This window comes from Agrococcus sp. SL85, assembly GCF_026625845.1.
Lineage (GTDB): Bacteria > Actinomycetota > Actinomycetes > Actinomycetales > Microbacteriaceae > Agrococcus.
Map to the genome: position 1 here is coordinate 131,031 of NZ_CP113066.1, position 14,978 is coordinate 146,008.

Sequence of the window (14,978 nt, forward strand, 5' to 3'; positions counted from 1 at the left end):
GCTGCCGTCACGAGACCCGCCGAGCGGGTCGGGTCTCGTGACGCGTGCGGGCGCGCCGCGCGCTCGTCGACCAGCGGGAGCGACGCGTCAGGCGGCGACGGCGCGCGGGTCGCGCACCGTGAGGCGGAGCCCCGACCCGGTGCGCTCGAGCGGCAGCCCGGCGCCGGCCGCCCAGGCCGCGAGCTCGTCCGCCGAGCCCGCGCGGGCGCCCGCCTCGGCGAGCGCGCGCACGAGCGCGCCCTTGCCGGCCTTGTTCCAGTGGTTGAGCGCCGTGCCCTCGGGCGAGACGACCTCCACGGCCACCGCGCCCGCGACGGGCGCGAGCTGCGCGTAGGCCTTCGAGCGGAGGTCCAGGGCGAAGCCGTCGAGCTCGGCGCCCGCGTCGGCCCAGAGCGCCTTCATCCGCGCCCCCGGCAGCCGCGTGTGCTCGGAGACCTTGTAGGCGGGGATCGCGTCGCCCGCGCGCACGAAGCCGAGCAGCGCCGACTGGATGACCACGTGGCGCTCCACCCACGCTCGCGCGTCGCGCTCGAGCGAGCCGGCGTCGAGCGCGTCGTAGAGCACACCCGTGTACCGGTCGATCGCGGGCATGGTCGCCGAGGTGCGCACCGCTGCGTTGTCGGCGGCCGCGCGCGCCTTCGCGGGCGTCGAGGTGTCCTGCCCTGCGGCGACGAGGCGGTCGAGCGCAGCCAGTGCCCGGGAACGGGCGACGGCCAGCCCGGGGAACCCCAGGCCGGCCGTCGTGAGGCTGGCGCCCGTCCCGCCTGCCGCCTTCGTCTCGCTGGGCGGCAGGAGGACGATCACGCGAGCGCTGCGTCGCGGGCGACGATCTCCACCCGGTCGTGGTCGACCGAGAGGAAGCCCTCGTCGGCCTGCACGCGGTGGACCGTGCCGGACGTGTCGGTGACGCGCACCTGACCCTCGGCGAGCAGCGCGAGGACGGGCTCGTGACCGGTCAGGATGCCGATCTCACCCTCCACCGTCTTGGCGATGATCTGCGACGCCTCGCCCGACCACACCTCCTGGGTGGCCGACACGATGCTCACCGAGAGCGGCATCAGCCGTTCTCCTTCTGGATCTGCGCCCACTTGGCCTCGACGTCCGAGATGCCGCCGACGTTGAAGAACGCCTGCTCGGCCACGTGGTCGAACTCGCCCTTGACGATCGCGTCGAACGACTCGATGGTCTCCTTGATCGGGACCGTGGAGCCCTCGACGCCGGTGAACTTCTTCGCCATGTAGGTGTTCTGCGAGAGGAACTGCTGGATCCGGCGCGCGCGCGACACCGTGATCTTGTCCTCCTCGGAGAGCTCGTCGACACCGAGGATCGCGATGATCTCCTGCAGCTCCTTGTTCTTCTGCAGGATCTGCTTCACGGCGGTCGCCACGCGGTAGTGGTCGGCGCCGATGTAGCGCGGGTCGAGGATGCGGCTCGTCGACGTGAGCGGGTCGACGGCCGGGTAGAGGCCCTTCGACGCGATCTCGCGGCTCAGCTCCGTCGTCGCGTCGAGGTGCGCGAACGTCGTGGCCGGGGCCGGGTCGGTGTAGTCGTCGGCGGGCACGTAGATCGCCTGCAGCGAGGTGATCGAGTGGCCGCGCGTCGAGGTGATGCGCTCCTGGAGGATGCCCATCTCGTCGGCGAGGTTCGGCTGGTAGCCCACCGCGGAGGGCATGCGGCCGAGCAGCGTCGACACCTCGGAGCCCGCCTGCGTGAAGCGGAAGATGTTGTCGATGAAGAGCAGCACGTCCTGCTTCTGCACGTCGCGGAAGTACTCCGCCATCGTCAGCGCCGAGAGCGCGACGCGGAGGCGCGTGCCCGGCGGCTCGTCCATCTGGCCGAAGACGAGCGCGGTCTTGTCGAAGACGCCCGCCTCCTCCATCTCGTGGATGAGGTCGTTGCCCTCACGCGTGCGCTCGCCGACGCCGGCGAACACCGAGACGCCGCCGTGGTCCTGCGCGACGCGCTGGATCATCTCCTGGATGAGGACGGTCTTGCCGACGCCGGCGCCGCCGAACAGGCCGATCTTGCCGCCCTGCACGTACGGGGTGAGGAGGTCGATGACCTTGATGCCGGTCTCGAACATCGCGGTCTTCGACTCGAGCTGGTCGAAGGCCGGCGCCTTGCGGTGGATCGACCAGCGCTCGGAGACCTCGAGCTGCTCGCCCTCCGGGAGGTTGAGCGGCTCGCCGATGACGTTGAAGACCTTGCCCTTGGTGACGTCGCCGACGGGCACCGTGATGGGCTCGCCGGAGTCGCGCACCTCCTGGCCGCGGACGAGGCCGTCCGTGGGCTTCAGGGCGATCGCGCGCACGAGGTCGTCGCCGAGGTGCTGGGCGACCTCGAGCGTCAGCGTGAACGACTCGGCGCCCTCGCCGAGCGACACCTCGGTCTTGAGCGCGTTGTAGATGCCCGGGATGGCATCGTGCGGGAACTCGATGTCGACGACCGGGCCGGTGACTCGGGCGATGCGACCGACGCCGCCTGCGGCCGCCTGCGGGGCCGACTGGGTGTCCGTGATGGTCATTGTCCTTGCCTTTCGTGGCTACTTCGCCGAGGAGAGGGCGTCCGCGCCGCCCACGATCTCGGAGATCTGCTGCGTGATCTCGGCCTGACGCGCGTTGTTGCGGAGACGCGTGTAGTCCGTGATGAGCTTGTCCGCGTTGTCGGAGGCCGACTTCATGGCCTTCTGCGTGGCCGCCTGCTTCGCGGCGGCCGACTGCAGGAGCGCGTTGAAGATGCGGCTCTCGACGTACACGGGGAGGAGGGCGTCGAGCACCGACGCGGGCTCCGGCTCGAACTCGTAGAGCGGCAGCGCCGCCTCGTCGGAGGCCTGGTCGGCCTCGACGATCTCGAGCGGGAGGAGGCGCACGACGCTCGGCTCCTGCGTCATCATGCTCACGAAGCGGTTGTAGACGACGTGGATCTCGTCGACCTCCCCCTTCGTGTACGACTCGATGACGAGGTCGGCGATCTCGCGGGCGAGCTCCGAGTCCGGCACGTCCGTCTGACCCTGCCAGTCCTTGATGAACGAGCGACGGCGGAACTGGAAGTACTGCACCGCCTTGCGGCCGACGAGGTAGTGGTCGACCTCCTTGCCGTCCTGCTCGAGCTGCGCCCGCAGCTCACCCGCCTCGCGGATGATCTGCGAGTTGAACGCGCCGGCGAGGCCGCGGTCGCTCGTGAGGACGATGACGGCGGAGCGCTTGATCTCCTCGCGCTCCGTCGTCAGCGGGTGCCCCTCGTTGGAGTACGTGGCCACGGCCGAGACGGCGCGCGTGATCGCCCGGGCGTAGGGGCTCGACGCCTCGACGCGACCCAGAGCCTTCTGGATGCGCGAGGCGGCGATGAGCTCCATCGCCTTCGTGATCTTCTTGGTCGTCTGCGCAGACTTGATCTTCTGCGTGTAGACCCTGAGCTTGGCGCCCATGGATCAGCGCTTGCCCTTCACGATCTGGGCCTGGTTGACGTCCTCGAGCGGCATCGCGCTCGAGGGGTCGTTGTCGACGATCGAGTCGGAGCCCTTGGCCTGGAAGCCCTTCGCGAACTCGTCGACCTCGCGCTCGAGCGTGGCGAGCGTGTCGTCGTCCAGGACGTTCGTGGCGCGGAGCGTCGCGAGCACCTCGGAGTTGTTGCGGAGGTGCTCGAGCAGCTCGGCCTCGAAGCGCAGGATGTCCTCGACCGGGACCTCGTCCATCTTGCCGTTCGTGCCGGCCCAGATGGAGACGACCTGCTCCTCGACCGGGTACGGCGAGTACTGCGGCTGCTTGAGGAGCTCGGTGAGGCGGGCGCCTCGCGCGAGCTGACGACGGCTCGCGGCGTCGAGGTCGGACGCGAACATCGCGAAGGCCTCGAGCGAGCGGTACTGGGCCAGCTCGAGCTTGAGCGTGCCGGAGACCTTCTTGATCGACTTCACCTGGGCGTCGCCGCCGACGCGCGACACCGAGATGCCGACGTCGACCGCGGGGCGCTGGTTGGCGTTGAAGAGGTCCGACTGGAGGAAGATCTGGCCGTCGGTGATCGAGATCACGTTCGTCGGGATGTAGGCCGACACGTCGTTGGCCTTGGTCTCGATGATCGGCAGGCCCGTCATCGAGCCCGCGCCCAGCTCGTCCGAGAGCTTCGCGCAGCGCTCGAGGAGGCGGGAGTGCAGGTAGAAGACGTCACCCGGGTACGCCTCGCGGCCCGGCGGGCGGCGGAGGAGCAGCGAGACGGCGCGGTAGGCCTCGGCCTGCTTCGACAGGTCGTCGAAGATGATGAGGACGTGCTTGCCCTGGTACATCCAGTGCTGGCCGATGGCCGAGCCGGTGTACGGCGCGAGGTACTTGAAGCCCGCGGGGTCCGAGGCGGGAGCCGCGACGATCGTCGTGTACTCCATGGCGCCGGCGTCCTCGAGCGCGCCCTTCACGGAGGCGATCGTCGAGCCCTTCTGACCGACGGCGACGTAGATGCAGCGCACCTGCTTCGTGATGTCGCCCGACTCCCAGTTGGCCTTCTGGTTGATGATCGTGTCGATCGCGATCGCCGTCTTGCCCGTCTGGCGGTCGCCGATGATGAGCCTGGCGCTGGCCGCGGCCGACGGGGATCATCGCGTCGATCGCCTTGATGCCGGTCTGGAGCGGCTCGTGCACCGACTTGCGCTGCATGACGCCGGGCGCCTGGAGCTCGAGCGCGCGGCGGCCGGTCGACGAGATCTCGCCGAGGCCATCGATCGGGTTTCCGAGCGGGTCGACGACGCGGCCGAGGTAGCCCTCGCCGACGGGGACCGAGAGGACCTCGCCCGTGCGGGTGACCTCCATGCCCTCGACGATGCCGTCGAACTCGCCGAGCACGACGACGCCGATCTCGGACTCGTCGAGGTTCTGGGCGAGGCCGAGCGTGCCGTCGGCGAAGCGCACGAGCTCGTTGGCCATGACGCCGGGGAGGCCTTCGACGTGGGCGATGCCGTCGGACGCGTCGATGACGCGGCCGACCTCGGCCGTCGTCGACGACGACGCCTCGTAGGACGAGACGAAGTCGGCGAGGGCGCCCTTGATCTCGTCGGGGCTGATGGTGAGCTCTGCCATGTGTCTTCCTCTTCGGGGTGCCTTCGACCTAGCCGAGCTGCAGGCGGAGGTCGGTGAACTTGGAGCGGACGGTGCCGTCGATGACGTCGTCGCCGATCGCGACGCGGAGGCCGCCGAGGACCTTCGGGTCGACGATCTGCTGCAGCTGCAGCGTGCGGCCGTACTGGCGCTCGAGGCCGACGCGGAGCCGGTCGAGCTGGGCCGCGGGGAGCTCGCGAGCGGTCGTGATGGTCGCGAGCGAGCGGCCGGATGCGGCGGCCACCTGGGTCGCCGCGCCGCTCAGCAGCTGTCGCACGCGACGGCCGCGCGGGGCGCGCACGAGGTGGTCGAGGATCGCCGCGGTCGCGGCGCTCGAGCGGCCGGCGAGGAGGCGCTCGACGAGCACCGCCTTGTCGTCGGCGCGGCCGAGCACGCCGCCGAGCGCGAGCTCGAGCTCGGCGTCGGAGGCCACGATCCGCTCGAACGAGGCGATCTCGCCCGCGACGTCGGCGTCGCCGGAGGCGCGCACCGCGATGCGGATGGCCGCGTCGTCGACGGCGGCGAGGATGTCCTCGGCCTTCGACCAGCGCTGGCGCGCCAGGTGCGCGACCACGGCGCGCGCCGGAGCGCCCACCTGGCCGAGCACCCGCTCGGCGAGCGCCGCGCGGGCGTCCGCCGTGGCGACCGGGTCGACGAGCGCCGACAGCACCTGCTGGCTGCGCTCGATGGCGCGCGAGGCCTGGAACAGGTCGCGCGCGTCGTCGAGCCCGGCGTGGGGCTGGCCCTGGAGCGCCTCGTCGATGCCGGCTCGCGCCTGGCTGGTCGCGCTGCCCACTAGCGGGCCGCCCCGTCGCGCTCGAGGTCGGCGAGGAAGCGGTCGACGATCGCCGCGCTGCGCGCGTCGTCCATCGACTCGCCCACGACCTTCTCGGAGAGGTCGATCGCGAGCGTGCCCACCTCGTGCTTGAGGGACGAGAACGCCGCCTGGCGCTCGGCCTCGATGCGCTGGTGCGCCTGCGCCGTGATGCGCTCGGCCTCGTCGTTGGCGCGAGCCTTGAGGTCGGCCTCGATCTTGGCGGCGTCGGTGCGGGCCTGATCCTTGATCCGGCTGGCCTCGGCGCGTGCCTCGGCGAGCTGGGTCGTGTAGGTCTCGAGCGCCGCGGCCGCCTCGGCCTGGGCCTCCTCGGCCTTCTTGATGCCGCCCTCGATCGCAGCGGAGCGCTCGTCGAGGAGCGCCTGCATGCGCGGGAGGACGACCTTCCAGAAGATGACCAGGAGGACGACGAAGATGACCGACGACCACAGGATGTCGTAGAACGCGGGGAGCAGCGGGTTGGGCGTGCCCTCTGCGCCTTCCTCCGCGAGGAAGAGAGGAGTGGTCAGCATGTCGCCTCGATCAGTTGGTCATGAAGAAGTACGTGGCGATGCCGATGAACGCCAGTGCCTCCGTGAACGCGATGCCGATGAACATGAGGACCGTCAGGCGGCCCTGGAGCTCGGGCTGGCGGGCGACCGACTCGATCGTCTTGCCCACCACGATGCCCACGCCGATGGCGGGGCCGATGGCCGCGAGGCCGTAGCCGACGGTGCCGATGTTGCCGTTGATCTCGGCGAGGATGGTCGTGGCGTTGTCCACGGTCGTTCCTTTCGGTTGTCCGGGGGTTCCGGGGTCAGTGCTCTTCAGCCAGCGCGAGCTGGATGTAGACGGTGGTCAGGATGGCGAAGACGTAGGCCTGCAGCACGGCGACGAGGATCTCGAAGGCCGTGAAGGCGAAGCCGAACGCGAGCGTGCCCACGCCGAACAGCGTGAAGAGGCCGCCGGCGCTGAAGAAGAAGAAGTGCGTGGCCGCGAAGAACAGCACGAGCAGCAGGTGGCCGACGAAGAGGTTCATCATCAGTCGCAGCGTCAGCGTGATGGGGCGCAGCACGAAGGTCGAGAGGAACTCGATCGGCGTGACGATGATGTAGAGGAACCACGGCACGCCGGGCGGGAAGAGCGCGTTCTTGAAGAAGGCGCCCGGGTGCTTCTTGATGCCCGCGTACATGAAGGCCACGTAGCTCACGAGCGCGAGCACGAGCGGGACGCCGATCACCGAGGTGCCGGCGATGTTGAGGAACGGGATGATGCCCGTGATGTTCATCGCCAGGACCATGAAGAAGATCGTGGTGATGATCGGCAGGAACCGCTTGCCGTCCTTCTCGCCGAGCAGATCGATCGCGATGCCGTCGCGCACGAAGCCGAGCGGCAGCTCGATGAGGCTCTGGCGGCGCGTCGGCACGATCGACATGCGGCGGGTGCCGAGCACGAAGATCAGGATGAGCGCGGCGGCCGCGATGAAGCGGACGAGCATGATGCGGTTGATGCCGAAGATCGGGTCCTCGTCACCGAGCCAGGCGATCGTCGGCTCCTGGAACAGGAAGACCTCGGGGAAGAACTCCGCGATCGACGGCGGGTGGAAGGGCTCCGGCTCGGTACCTGCAGAGGCCAGCAACGACAGGGGGACGTTCAGTGTCTCTTCCTCAACCTCATGGCGCCAGGCGCCTGATCGACGTCGGTGCGCCCCCTCGCGCACGATCGCTCGAAGCCGAGCGCAGCATGAGGGGGGACGTGAGAAAGCCTATCAGAATCCCAGCCTCCGCACGGCCCTCGCCGGGCGTGCGCCAGGGTCCGTCAGGCCCGCGCGCCCGAGGCGGGGCGGCCCTGCGTCTCGTCGTCGGCGGGGGTGTCGACGATCGGCTGGCGGCTCGTCGCGATGACGACGCAGTCGATGACGAGGGAGCCGATCACGGCCGCCACGAGCGAGCCGAACGCGACGCCGCGGTGCAGCCAGTCCTGGTCGGCGAGCACGAAGACGAGCAGGATGAAGAGGGCGAACTTCAGCAGCCAGCCGCCCAGCACGATGCCGAAGAAGGCGCCCGAGAGCATCTCGCCCCGCGAGGCCTTGAAGGCCAGGACGATGCTCGCCGCGGTGAGGCCGCAGAAGACGATCGCGAGGACGGTGCCGACGAGCGCCGAGGCGAGGCCCGCGCCGCCGGCCAGGAGCCAGCCGACGATGCCGCCGAGCACGGCCACGGCTGCGGCGAGCATCGCGCCCCACAGCATGATGCGTCGCATGATGGCGTTCGTGGTCATGGACCCTCTCCCGGTCGGTCGGCGCTGCTGACGGCGATGCGGCTGTGCCGGACTCCCCTGCGGGCCGCTCGCCGCTCGTGCATGACCCGCAGGAAGGTGCGCCACACGCGGCGGCCGACCGGCGCTGCGGTCAGGACGGCGCACACGACGAATCCGGCCACCATGATACCGACGGCCACCCACCAGGGCACGATGAGGAAGAGCAGGCAGCCCACCGACACCACGGCGGTCCACGCGTAGAAGATGAGCACGGCCCCGAGGTGCGAGTGCCCCATGTCGAGCAGCCGGTGGTGCAGGTGCTTGCGGTCGGCCGCGAAGGGGCTGTTGCCGTTCGCGAGGCGGCGCACGACCGCGAGCGCGAAGTCGGTGAGCGGCAGCAGCAGGATCGCGAGCGGCAGCAGGATGGGGATGAAGGCGGGGAGGATCTGGCTGCGGCCCGTGATGGTGCCGATGTCGATCTGGCCCGTGACCGCGATCGCGCTCGCGGCCGTGAGGAGGCCCAGCATGAGCGCCCCGCCGTCGCCCATGAACATCTTCGCCCGGTGCCAGTTGACCGGCAGGAAGCCGAGGCACACGCCGATGATGATCGCGGTGATGAGGCTCGCGAGCGAGAAGTAGGCGTTCGACTGCGCGAAGTCCTGGCTGATCATCCAGATGTACGCCCAGAACGCGGCGGCGCCGATGAGGGTCGTGCCGGCGACGAGGCCGTCGAGGCCGTCGATGAAGTTCACGGCGTTCATCACGAGCACGATGAGCAGGATCGTGAGGGCGATCGACATCTGCGACGAGGGCACGGTGAGCCCCGCGACGGGCAGGCTCACGATCTGCACGCCCAGGAGCGCCACGAGCGCGGCGACGAGCATCTGCGCGCCGAGCTTCAGCATCCAGTCGAGCTCGACGAGGTCGTCGAGCACGCCGACGGCGCAGATCGCGATCGCGGCGCCGAGCAGCGCCCAGATTCGCACGGGATCGGCGAAGACGCCCGCGAAGTCGGGCAGCAGCGCCGCGACGCCGAACGCCGCGAGCACGCCCACGAGCATCGCGACGCCCCCGAGGCGGGGCGTCGGGCGCGAGTGCACGTCGCGCTCGCGGACCGGCGGGTGGATGCCGTGCTTCAGCGCGACGCCGAGCACGATGCGGCTCGCCACGAGGGTCACGACGGCGGCGACGGCCGCGACGAGGAGGAAGGTCACCGGTGCACCCGCCTCACTGGATCGTCCCGCTCACCGGCTCACCCGGCGAGCAGCTCGCCGAGCGCCTCCGCGACCGTCGCGCGCGGCAGCACGCCCTGGCGGACGATGCGGACGACGCCGTCGGTCGAGCAGTCGAGGATCGTGGAGCCGTTCGCGGCGCCCTCGGGCACAGCGCCGCCCACGGGCCCGGCGTCGAGGATCGCGTCGACGCGGTCGCCGAGCATCTCGGCGGCCTCCTGGGCCGTCAGAGCGGCGGGCATCCCGTGGAGGTTGGCGCTCGAGACGGCGAGCGGGCCGGTCTCGCGCAGCAGGCCGATCGCGATCGGGTGGTCGGGCACGCGCAGCGCCACGGTGCCGCCCGTGTCGCCGAGGTCCCACGTGAGCGAGGCCTGGGCGCGCACGATGATCGTGAGCGGGCCCGGCCAGTGCGCGTCGAGCAGCGGCTCGAGCGCCGCGGGGATGGACTCCGCGAGCGCCGAGGCCATCGCGCGGTCGGCGACGAGCACGGGCGGCGGGAAGCCGCGGTCCCGGCCCTTCGCGGCGAGGAGGCCCGCGACGGCCGCGTGCGAGAAGGCGTCCGCGGCGATGCCGTAGACGGTGTCCGTCGGGATCACGATGCAGCGCCCCGCCGCGACCGCCGTGCGCGCAGCGCGGACGCCGTCGAGCAGGGACGCGGGGTCGGCGCAGTCGTGGATCGCAGGCACGATGACATGGTACTTCGGGCTGCCGCGAGCGGCGGTCGCGGCCGGGGTGGGAAGGCGGACGCGGCTCAGCGCAGCGCCGAGGTGACGCGGTCGCGCCCCGAGAGGTCGCGGCGCGTGCGCGCGCTGCGGAAGCCCGCGGCCGCGAGGAGGTCGCGGATCGCGCTCCCCTGGTGCTCGGCGTGCTCGAACGCGACGAGGCCCCCGGGCGCGAGGAGGTCGGCGGCGAGGGGTGCGAGCGAGCGGATGAGGTCGAGGCCGTCGGCGCCGGAGTAGAGCGCCGCCTGCGGGTCGTGGCCGCGCACCTCGGGGTCGGCAGGGATCGCCGCGTGCGGCACGTAGGGCGGGTTCGACACGAGCACGGAGAGCGAGCCGGGCAGCACGCCCACCGAGGCGAGCGCCGCGGCGTCGCGCGCGTCGGCGTGGAGCACGAGCACGTCGGGGGCGAGCTCGGCGACGTTGGCGCGCGCCCACACGTACGCGGCCGGGCTCGACTCGACCGCGACGACGCGGGCCGACGGCGCCTCGCGCGCGACCGAGATCGCGACCGCGCCGGAGCCGGTGCCGACGTCGAGCACGAGCGGCTCGCGGCCGGCACGGCGCAGGTGCTCGAGCACGACGTCGACGAGCACCTCGGTCTCGGGCCGCGGCGTGAAGACGCCGGGGCCGACCGCGAGCTCGACGTGCCGGAATGGTGCGACGCCCGTGATGCGCTGCAGCGGCACGCGCAGGGCGCGGCGCGCGACCGCCTCCTGGAGGCGCGCCTCCGCCTCCGCCTCGAGCGGCCGGCCGACCGCCATGTCGAGGCGCAGCTCCGAGAGCGAGCGGCCAGAGGCCCACGCCGCGAGCAGCTCGGCGTCGGGGCCGTCGACGCCCGCCTCGGCGAGCACGGCCCGCACGGAGCGGACGGCGTCGGCGACGGATCGAGCAGGCATCAGGCCACGGTACCGCCGCGCTCAGCCGGCGCCGGAGCATCGGGGACGATCCTCGGGCGAACGCGAGGCGAGCCTGATCCGCGCTCGGCGAGCGCTCGGGCGACGGGCCGTATGCTGAAAGCGCACGTTCCATGGGATGAAAGGCAGGCGCATGGCCCGCATCTTCGACGACATCACCGGCACGATCGGCGGCACGCCGCTCGTGCGGCTGCAGCGGCTCGACGACACGCACGCGACCGTGCTCGTGAAGCTCGAGTCGTTCAACCCCGCAGGCTCCGTGAAGGACCGCATCGGCAAGGCGCTCATCGACGCCGCCGAGGCCTCCGGCGAGCTGCGGCCCGGCGGCACGATCGTCGAGGGCACGAGCGGCAACACGGGCATCGCGCTCGCCTTCGTCGGCGCTGCCCGCGGCTACCGCGTCGTGCTCACGATGCCCGAGACGATGTCGGTCGAGCGCCGCGCGATCCTCAAGGCCTACGGCGCCGAGCTCGTGCTGACGCCCGGCCCCGACGGCATGCGCGGCGCCGTCGAGCGCGCGCAGCAGATCGTCGACGAGACGCCGGGCGCGATCCTCGCGCGGCAGTTCGAGAACGAGGCGAACCCGGCCGTGCACCGCGCGACCACCGCCGAGGAGATCTGGGCCGACACCGACGGCCAGGTCGACGTCTTCATCTCCGGCATCGGCACGGGCGGCACCATCACGGGCGCCGGCAACCGGCTCAAGGAGCTGAACCCCGACATCCGCATCGTGGCCGTCGAGCCGGCCGACTCGCCGCTGCTCACGAAGGGCACCGCGGGCCCGCACAAGATCCAGGGCCTCGGCGCGAACTTCGTGCCCGCGCTCCTCGACACCGAGGTGTACGACGAGGTGATCGACGTCGAGCTCGAGGACGCCGTCCGCGTCGGCCGCCGCCTCGCCGCCGAGGAGGGCATCTTCGCCGGCATCTCCTCGGGCGCGATCGTGCACGCGGCGCTCGAGCTCGCGAAGCGGCCCGAGTGCGCGGGGAAGACGATCGTCGCGATCGTGTGCGACACGGGCGAGCGCTACCTGTCGATGCCGATCTACGCCGAGCTGGCGTAGTCCGGCCGAGCAGCGAGAGGGAGGCGATGGGCCTGCTCCACGTCCGCGAGGACATCGAGAACGCGAAGCGGCACGACCCGGCGGCGCGCGGATCGCTCATGATCGCGCTCACCTACTCGACCCTGCACGCGGTGTGGGCCCACCGCATCCACCACCGCCTCTGGCACGCCGGCGCGCGCTCGCTCGCGCGCGCCGGCAGCCAGTGGATGCGCTTCCTCACCGGCGTCGAGATCCACCCGGGCGCGACGCTCGGCCGGCGCTTCTTCATCGACCACGGCATGGGCGTCGTGATCGGCGAGACCGCCGAGGTGGGCGACGACGTCATGCTGTACCACGGCGTGACGCTCGGCGGCACCGCGCTCGACGCCGTGAAGCGGCACCCGACGCTCGGCGACCGCGTGCTCGTGGGCGCCGGCGCCAAGGTGCTCGGCGCGATCGAGCTCGGCGACGACGTCAAGGTCGGCGCGAACGCCGTCGTGCTCCACTCGCACCCCGCCGGCACGACGCTCGTCGGCATCCCGGCGCAGCCCGTCGCGCGCGACACCCCCACGGGCCTCATCGAGTACGCGATCTAGCTGCGGCGCCGCGGTTCCTGCGACCCTCTCGCGGGCCCGCGCCGGCCTCCGACGATCGAGTGGCGGGATCCGGCTCGTGAGTGGCGGGATCCGGCCCGTGAGCGGCGCGATCCGGCCCGAGAGCGGCGGGATCCGGCTCCTGAATGGCGGCACCCGGCTCGTGAGTGGCGGCATCTGGCCGCGAGTGGCGCCGAACGGTTGGAATTCGGCGCCACTGTCGACGAATCGGCGCCGCTCACCGCCGAACGGCGCCACTCACCGAGGGCGGTGGAGGTTCGGATCGCGATGGGAGGCGGGCTCGGCGTGACAGGGGGCGAAGGCTCGGCTGCGAGCGGTCAGGCGGCGGAGGCCCGGCTGCGGGCGGTCAGGCGGCGGAGGCCCGGCCGCGGGCGGTCAGGCGGCGGAGGCCCGGCCGCGGGCGGTCGGGCGGCCGGCGGCTCGGAGTCGGAGGGCCCGACCGTGGGCGGTCAGGCGGCGGGCTCGACCGTGGGCGGTCAGGGGGCGGGCTCGACCGTGGGCGGTCAGGCGGAGGGCGGGCCTGCAGCGGGCTGCTCGGCGGCGGGCTTCGGCGCCGTGAGCTTCAGGCCGATGACGGCCGCGACGATGACGGCGACGAACAGGATCGTCCACCACGAGAACGCCTGCGCGCCCGCCGCGATCGCCCAGCCCACCGTGAGGGCCGCGCCGAGGCCCACCCACACCGCGTAGGCGGTGCCGATCGGGATCGCGCGGGCCGCGCGCTCCAGGCCGATCATCGAGAGCACGATGCCGATCGCGAAGACGACCGTCGGGATCGGCCGCGTGAACCCCGCAGACTCCCCCAGCGCCGTCGCCCACACGGCCTCGAGCACGGCGGAGACGACGAGGATCGCCCATGCGGCGCCCTGCCGGGGCGCCCGGCTCGCGCGCGCCATCAGGCCACGACCTTCAGGCCCGCGACCGCGGCCACGAGCACCGCGAGCAGCAGGATGCGCACGAGCGTCGCGCGCTCGGCGCGCGTCACCATCGCCCAGCCTGCGGTCGTGACCGCCCCGATCCCGACCCAGACGGCGTAGGCGGTGCCCGTGGGGATCGTGAGCATCGCGACGGCCAGCCCCGCCATGCTCGCGACGAGCGCGATGCCGAAGACGATCGTCGGGCGGCGCTTCGTGAAGCCCTCGGACCGCGAGAGCGCGATGGCCCAGACGGCCTCGAGCAGCCCCGAGACGATGAGGACGAACCAGTCCATGACGGACCTCCCTGGGTGGTCAGTCTTGTCGCTGTGCGGGTACTGCGCCCTCGTCCGCAGGCCTGTCGGGGCCTGCCTCCAGCCTAGGCGCGCCGCCCCGCCATCTCAACGTCTCCGCGCGCAGCTGCGGCCCGGAGCCGCGCCCCAGGCTGCGCGGGGAGGCGTCGAGACCGCAGCAGAGGCGCGCGGAGGCGTCGAGCGCGGAGCGGCGACGATCAGGGGCGGCGGCCGCCGAGCGCCGCGGTCACGCGATCGGCCGCCGCGACGACGTCGTCGACGAGCGCCTCGCAGCGCTCGCGCGAGAGCCGCAGCGTCGGCCCCATGACGGTGAGCGCGCCGACGAGCTGCGCGTGCGCGTCGAACACCGGCGCCGACAGGCCGCTCGCGGCCTCCACCCGCTCCCCCGTCGTGATCGCGAACCCCTGCGCCCGCGTCGTCGCGACCGCGTCGCGGAGCGCCCCCGCGTCGGTGATCGTCGAGGCCGTGAGGGCCTGGAGCGGCACGGCCAGGATCGCGTCGAGCAGGTCCTCGCGCCACGCGAGGATGACCCGGCCCGCGCTGCCGACGTGGAGCGGCTGGATGCGGCCGACGTACATCTCGCGCCGGAGGCCGTGCCGCGTCTCGGCGACGCCGATGCAGACGCGGGCGCGCCCCTCCGGCCGGAAGCAGCACGCCGTCTCGCCCGTCGCGTCGCGCAGGGCCGTGAGCTGCGGCGAGAGGAGGTCGGCGAGGTCGAGGCCGCGCACCGCGGGCCCCGCCCAGTAGGCCATGCGCGCACCGATCGCGTACCCGTCCCCCGCCCGGTCGAGGAAGCCGTGCTCGACGAGGTTCTGCAGCAGGCGATGGGCGGTGGAGGCGGGGATGCCCGTGGCGTGCCGCACCTGCGCGGCCGTGAGCGTCGGCCGCTCGAGCGTGAAGGCGTCGAGGATCGCCGCGATCTTGGCGAGCACGAGCAGCGGTGCGTCGGACATGCCCCGAGCGTAGCGGCGCCCGACACGCCGGACTATCCGCGATGTGGGAACTGTGCCACGATGTGGGAAACCGTGGCGTCGTCAGTTGGGCGTCGCCACCCTCGACGGAGAGGGAGCCC

General features: G+C 72.1%; 17 protein-coding genes, 1 pseudogene and 1 riboswitch. Of the genes and pseudogenes, 2 read left to right on the top strand and 16 right to left on the bottom strand.

Annotated elements, in window-relative coordinates; translation table 11 throughout:
* Positions 1-87 precede the first annotated feature (87 nt).
* From yaaA to prmC, 13 genes and pseudogenes are all read right to left on the bottom strand, one after another.
* Positions 88-804, bottom strand: a complete 717-nt coding sequence (gene yaaA, locus OVA14_RS00595; RefSeq protein WP_267504407.1) for a peroxide stress protein YaaA — start codon at positions 802-804, stop codon at positions 88-90.
* A complete protein-coding gene (locus tag OVA14_RS00600; RefSeq protein ID WP_267504408.1) occupies positions 801-1,058 on the bottom strand; it encodes a F0F1 ATP synthase subunit epsilon in 258 nt (85 codons plus the stop codon). Before OVA14_RS00600 ends, yaaA begins: the two co-directional genes overlap by 4 nt.
* A complete protein-coding gene (gene atpD, locus OVA14_RS00605) occupies positions 1,058-2,524 on the bottom strand; it encodes a F0F1 ATP synthase subunit beta (protein ID WP_267504409.1) in 1,467 nt (488 codons plus the stop codon). Before atpD ends, OVA14_RS00600 begins: the two co-directional genes overlap by 1 nt.
* Positions 2,525-2,542: 18 nt before the next feature.
* On the bottom strand, positions 2,543-3,427 hold the full coding sequence (locus tag OVA14_RS00610; protein WP_267504410.1) for a F0F1 ATP synthase subunit gamma: 885 nt from the start codon (positions 3,425-3,427) through the stop codon (positions 2,543-2,545).
* Positions 3,428-3,430: 3 nt separating this feature from the next.
* A pseudogene (gene atpA / locus OVA14_RS00615) lies at positions 3,431-5,063 on the bottom strand (F0F1 ATP synthase subunit alpha).
* 28 nt (positions 5,064-5,091) lie between these two features.
* Entirely contained in the window at positions 5,092-5,877 is a 786-nt protein-coding gene (locus tag OVA14_RS00620; protein WP_267504411.1) for a F0F1 ATP synthase subunit delta, read from the bottom strand.
* On the bottom strand, positions 5,877-6,428 hold the full coding sequence (locus OVA14_RS00625) for a F0F1 ATP synthase subunit B (protein WP_267504412.1): 552 nt from the start codon (positions 6,426-6,428) through the stop codon (positions 5,877-5,879). Before OVA14_RS00625 ends, OVA14_RS00620 begins: the two co-directional genes overlap by 1 nt.
* A gap of 10 nt (positions 6,429-6,438) precedes the next feature.
* Positions 6,439-6,678, bottom strand: coding sequence for an ATP synthase F0 subunit C (atpE, locus tag OVA14_RS00630; protein WP_308421876.1), 240 nt, complete (start codon positions 6,676-6,678; stop codon positions 6,439-6,441).
* A 34-nt stretch (positions 6,679-6,712) separates the two neighbouring features.
* Positions 6,713-7,540: a F0F1 ATP synthase subunit A gene (gene atpB, locus OVA14_RS00635; RefSeq protein WP_420710632.1), complete on the bottom strand. Its 828-nt coding sequence runs from the start codon at positions 7,538-7,540 to the stop codon at positions 6,713-6,715.
* A gap of 173 nt (positions 7,541-7,713) precedes the next feature.
* A complete protein-coding gene (locus OVA14_RS00640; protein WP_267504413.1) occupies positions 7,714-8,175 on the bottom strand; it encodes a hypothetical protein in 462 nt (153 codons plus the stop codon).
* On the bottom strand, positions 8,172-9,368 hold the full coding sequence (locus tag OVA14_RS00645) for an MraY family glycosyltransferase (protein ID WP_267504414.1): 1,197 nt from the start codon (positions 9,366-9,368) through the stop codon (positions 8,172-8,174). Before OVA14_RS00645 ends, OVA14_RS00640 begins: the two co-directional genes overlap by 4 nt.
* Positions 9,369-9,406: 38 nt before the next feature.
* A complete protein-coding gene (locus OVA14_RS00650) occupies positions 9,407-10,072 on the bottom strand; it encodes an L-threonylcarbamoyladenylate synthase (RefSeq protein WP_267504415.1) in 666 nt (221 codons plus the stop codon).
* Positions 10,073-10,137: 65 nt separating this feature from the next.
* The gene (gene prmC / locus OVA14_RS00655; RefSeq protein ID WP_267504416.1) at positions 10,138-11,004 is read right to left on the bottom strand and encodes a peptide chain release factor N(5)-glutamine methyltransferase; all 867 of its coding nucleotides are present in this window, start codon (positions 11,002-11,004) and stop codon (positions 10,138-10,140) included.
* A gap of 151 nt (positions 11,005-11,155) precedes the next feature.
* On the opposite strand from prmC, the gene cysK reads away from it, so the two are divergent.
* Complete coding sequence (cysK, locus tag OVA14_RS00660; protein ID WP_267504417.1) at positions 11,156-12,085, top strand: cysteine synthase A; 930 nt, start codon at positions 11,156-11,158, stop codon at positions 12,083-12,085.
* Between the two features lie 26 nt (positions 12,086-12,111).
* Entirely contained in the window at positions 12,112-12,660 is a 549-nt protein-coding gene (epsC, locus tag OVA14_RS00665; RefSeq protein ID WP_267504418.1) for a serine O-acetyltransferase EpsC, read from the top strand.
* A 521-nt stretch (positions 12,661-13,181) separates the two neighbouring features.
* On the opposite strand, the gene OVA14_RS00670 is transcribed toward epsC, so the two are convergent.
* From OVA14_RS00670 to OVA14_RS00680, 3 genes are all read right to left on the bottom strand, one after another.
* Entirely contained in the window at positions 13,182-13,574 is a 393-nt protein-coding gene (locus OVA14_RS00670) for a DMT family transporter (RefSeq protein WP_267504419.1), read from the bottom strand.
* Positions 13,574-13,888 carry a DMT family transporter gene (locus OVA14_RS00675; protein WP_267504420.1) on the bottom strand — a complete coding sequence of 105 codons (315 nt, stop codon included), beginning with the start codon at positions 13,886-13,888 and terminating at the stop codon, positions 13,574-13,576. The genes OVA14_RS00670 and OVA14_RS00675 overlap by 1 nt, the downstream gene beginning before the upstream one ends.
* A gap of 14 nt (positions 13,889-13,902) precedes the next feature.
* Positions 13,903-13,965: riboswitch (guanidine-III (ykkC-III) riboswitch) on the bottom strand.
* A 138-nt stretch (positions 13,966-14,103) separates the two neighbouring features.
* Positions 14,104-14,859, bottom strand: coding sequence for an IclR family transcriptional regulator (locus OVA14_RS00680; RefSeq protein ID WP_267504421.1), 756 nt, complete (start codon positions 14,857-14,859; stop codon positions 14,104-14,106).
* Between the last annotated feature and the right edge of the window lie 119 nt (positions 14,860-14,978).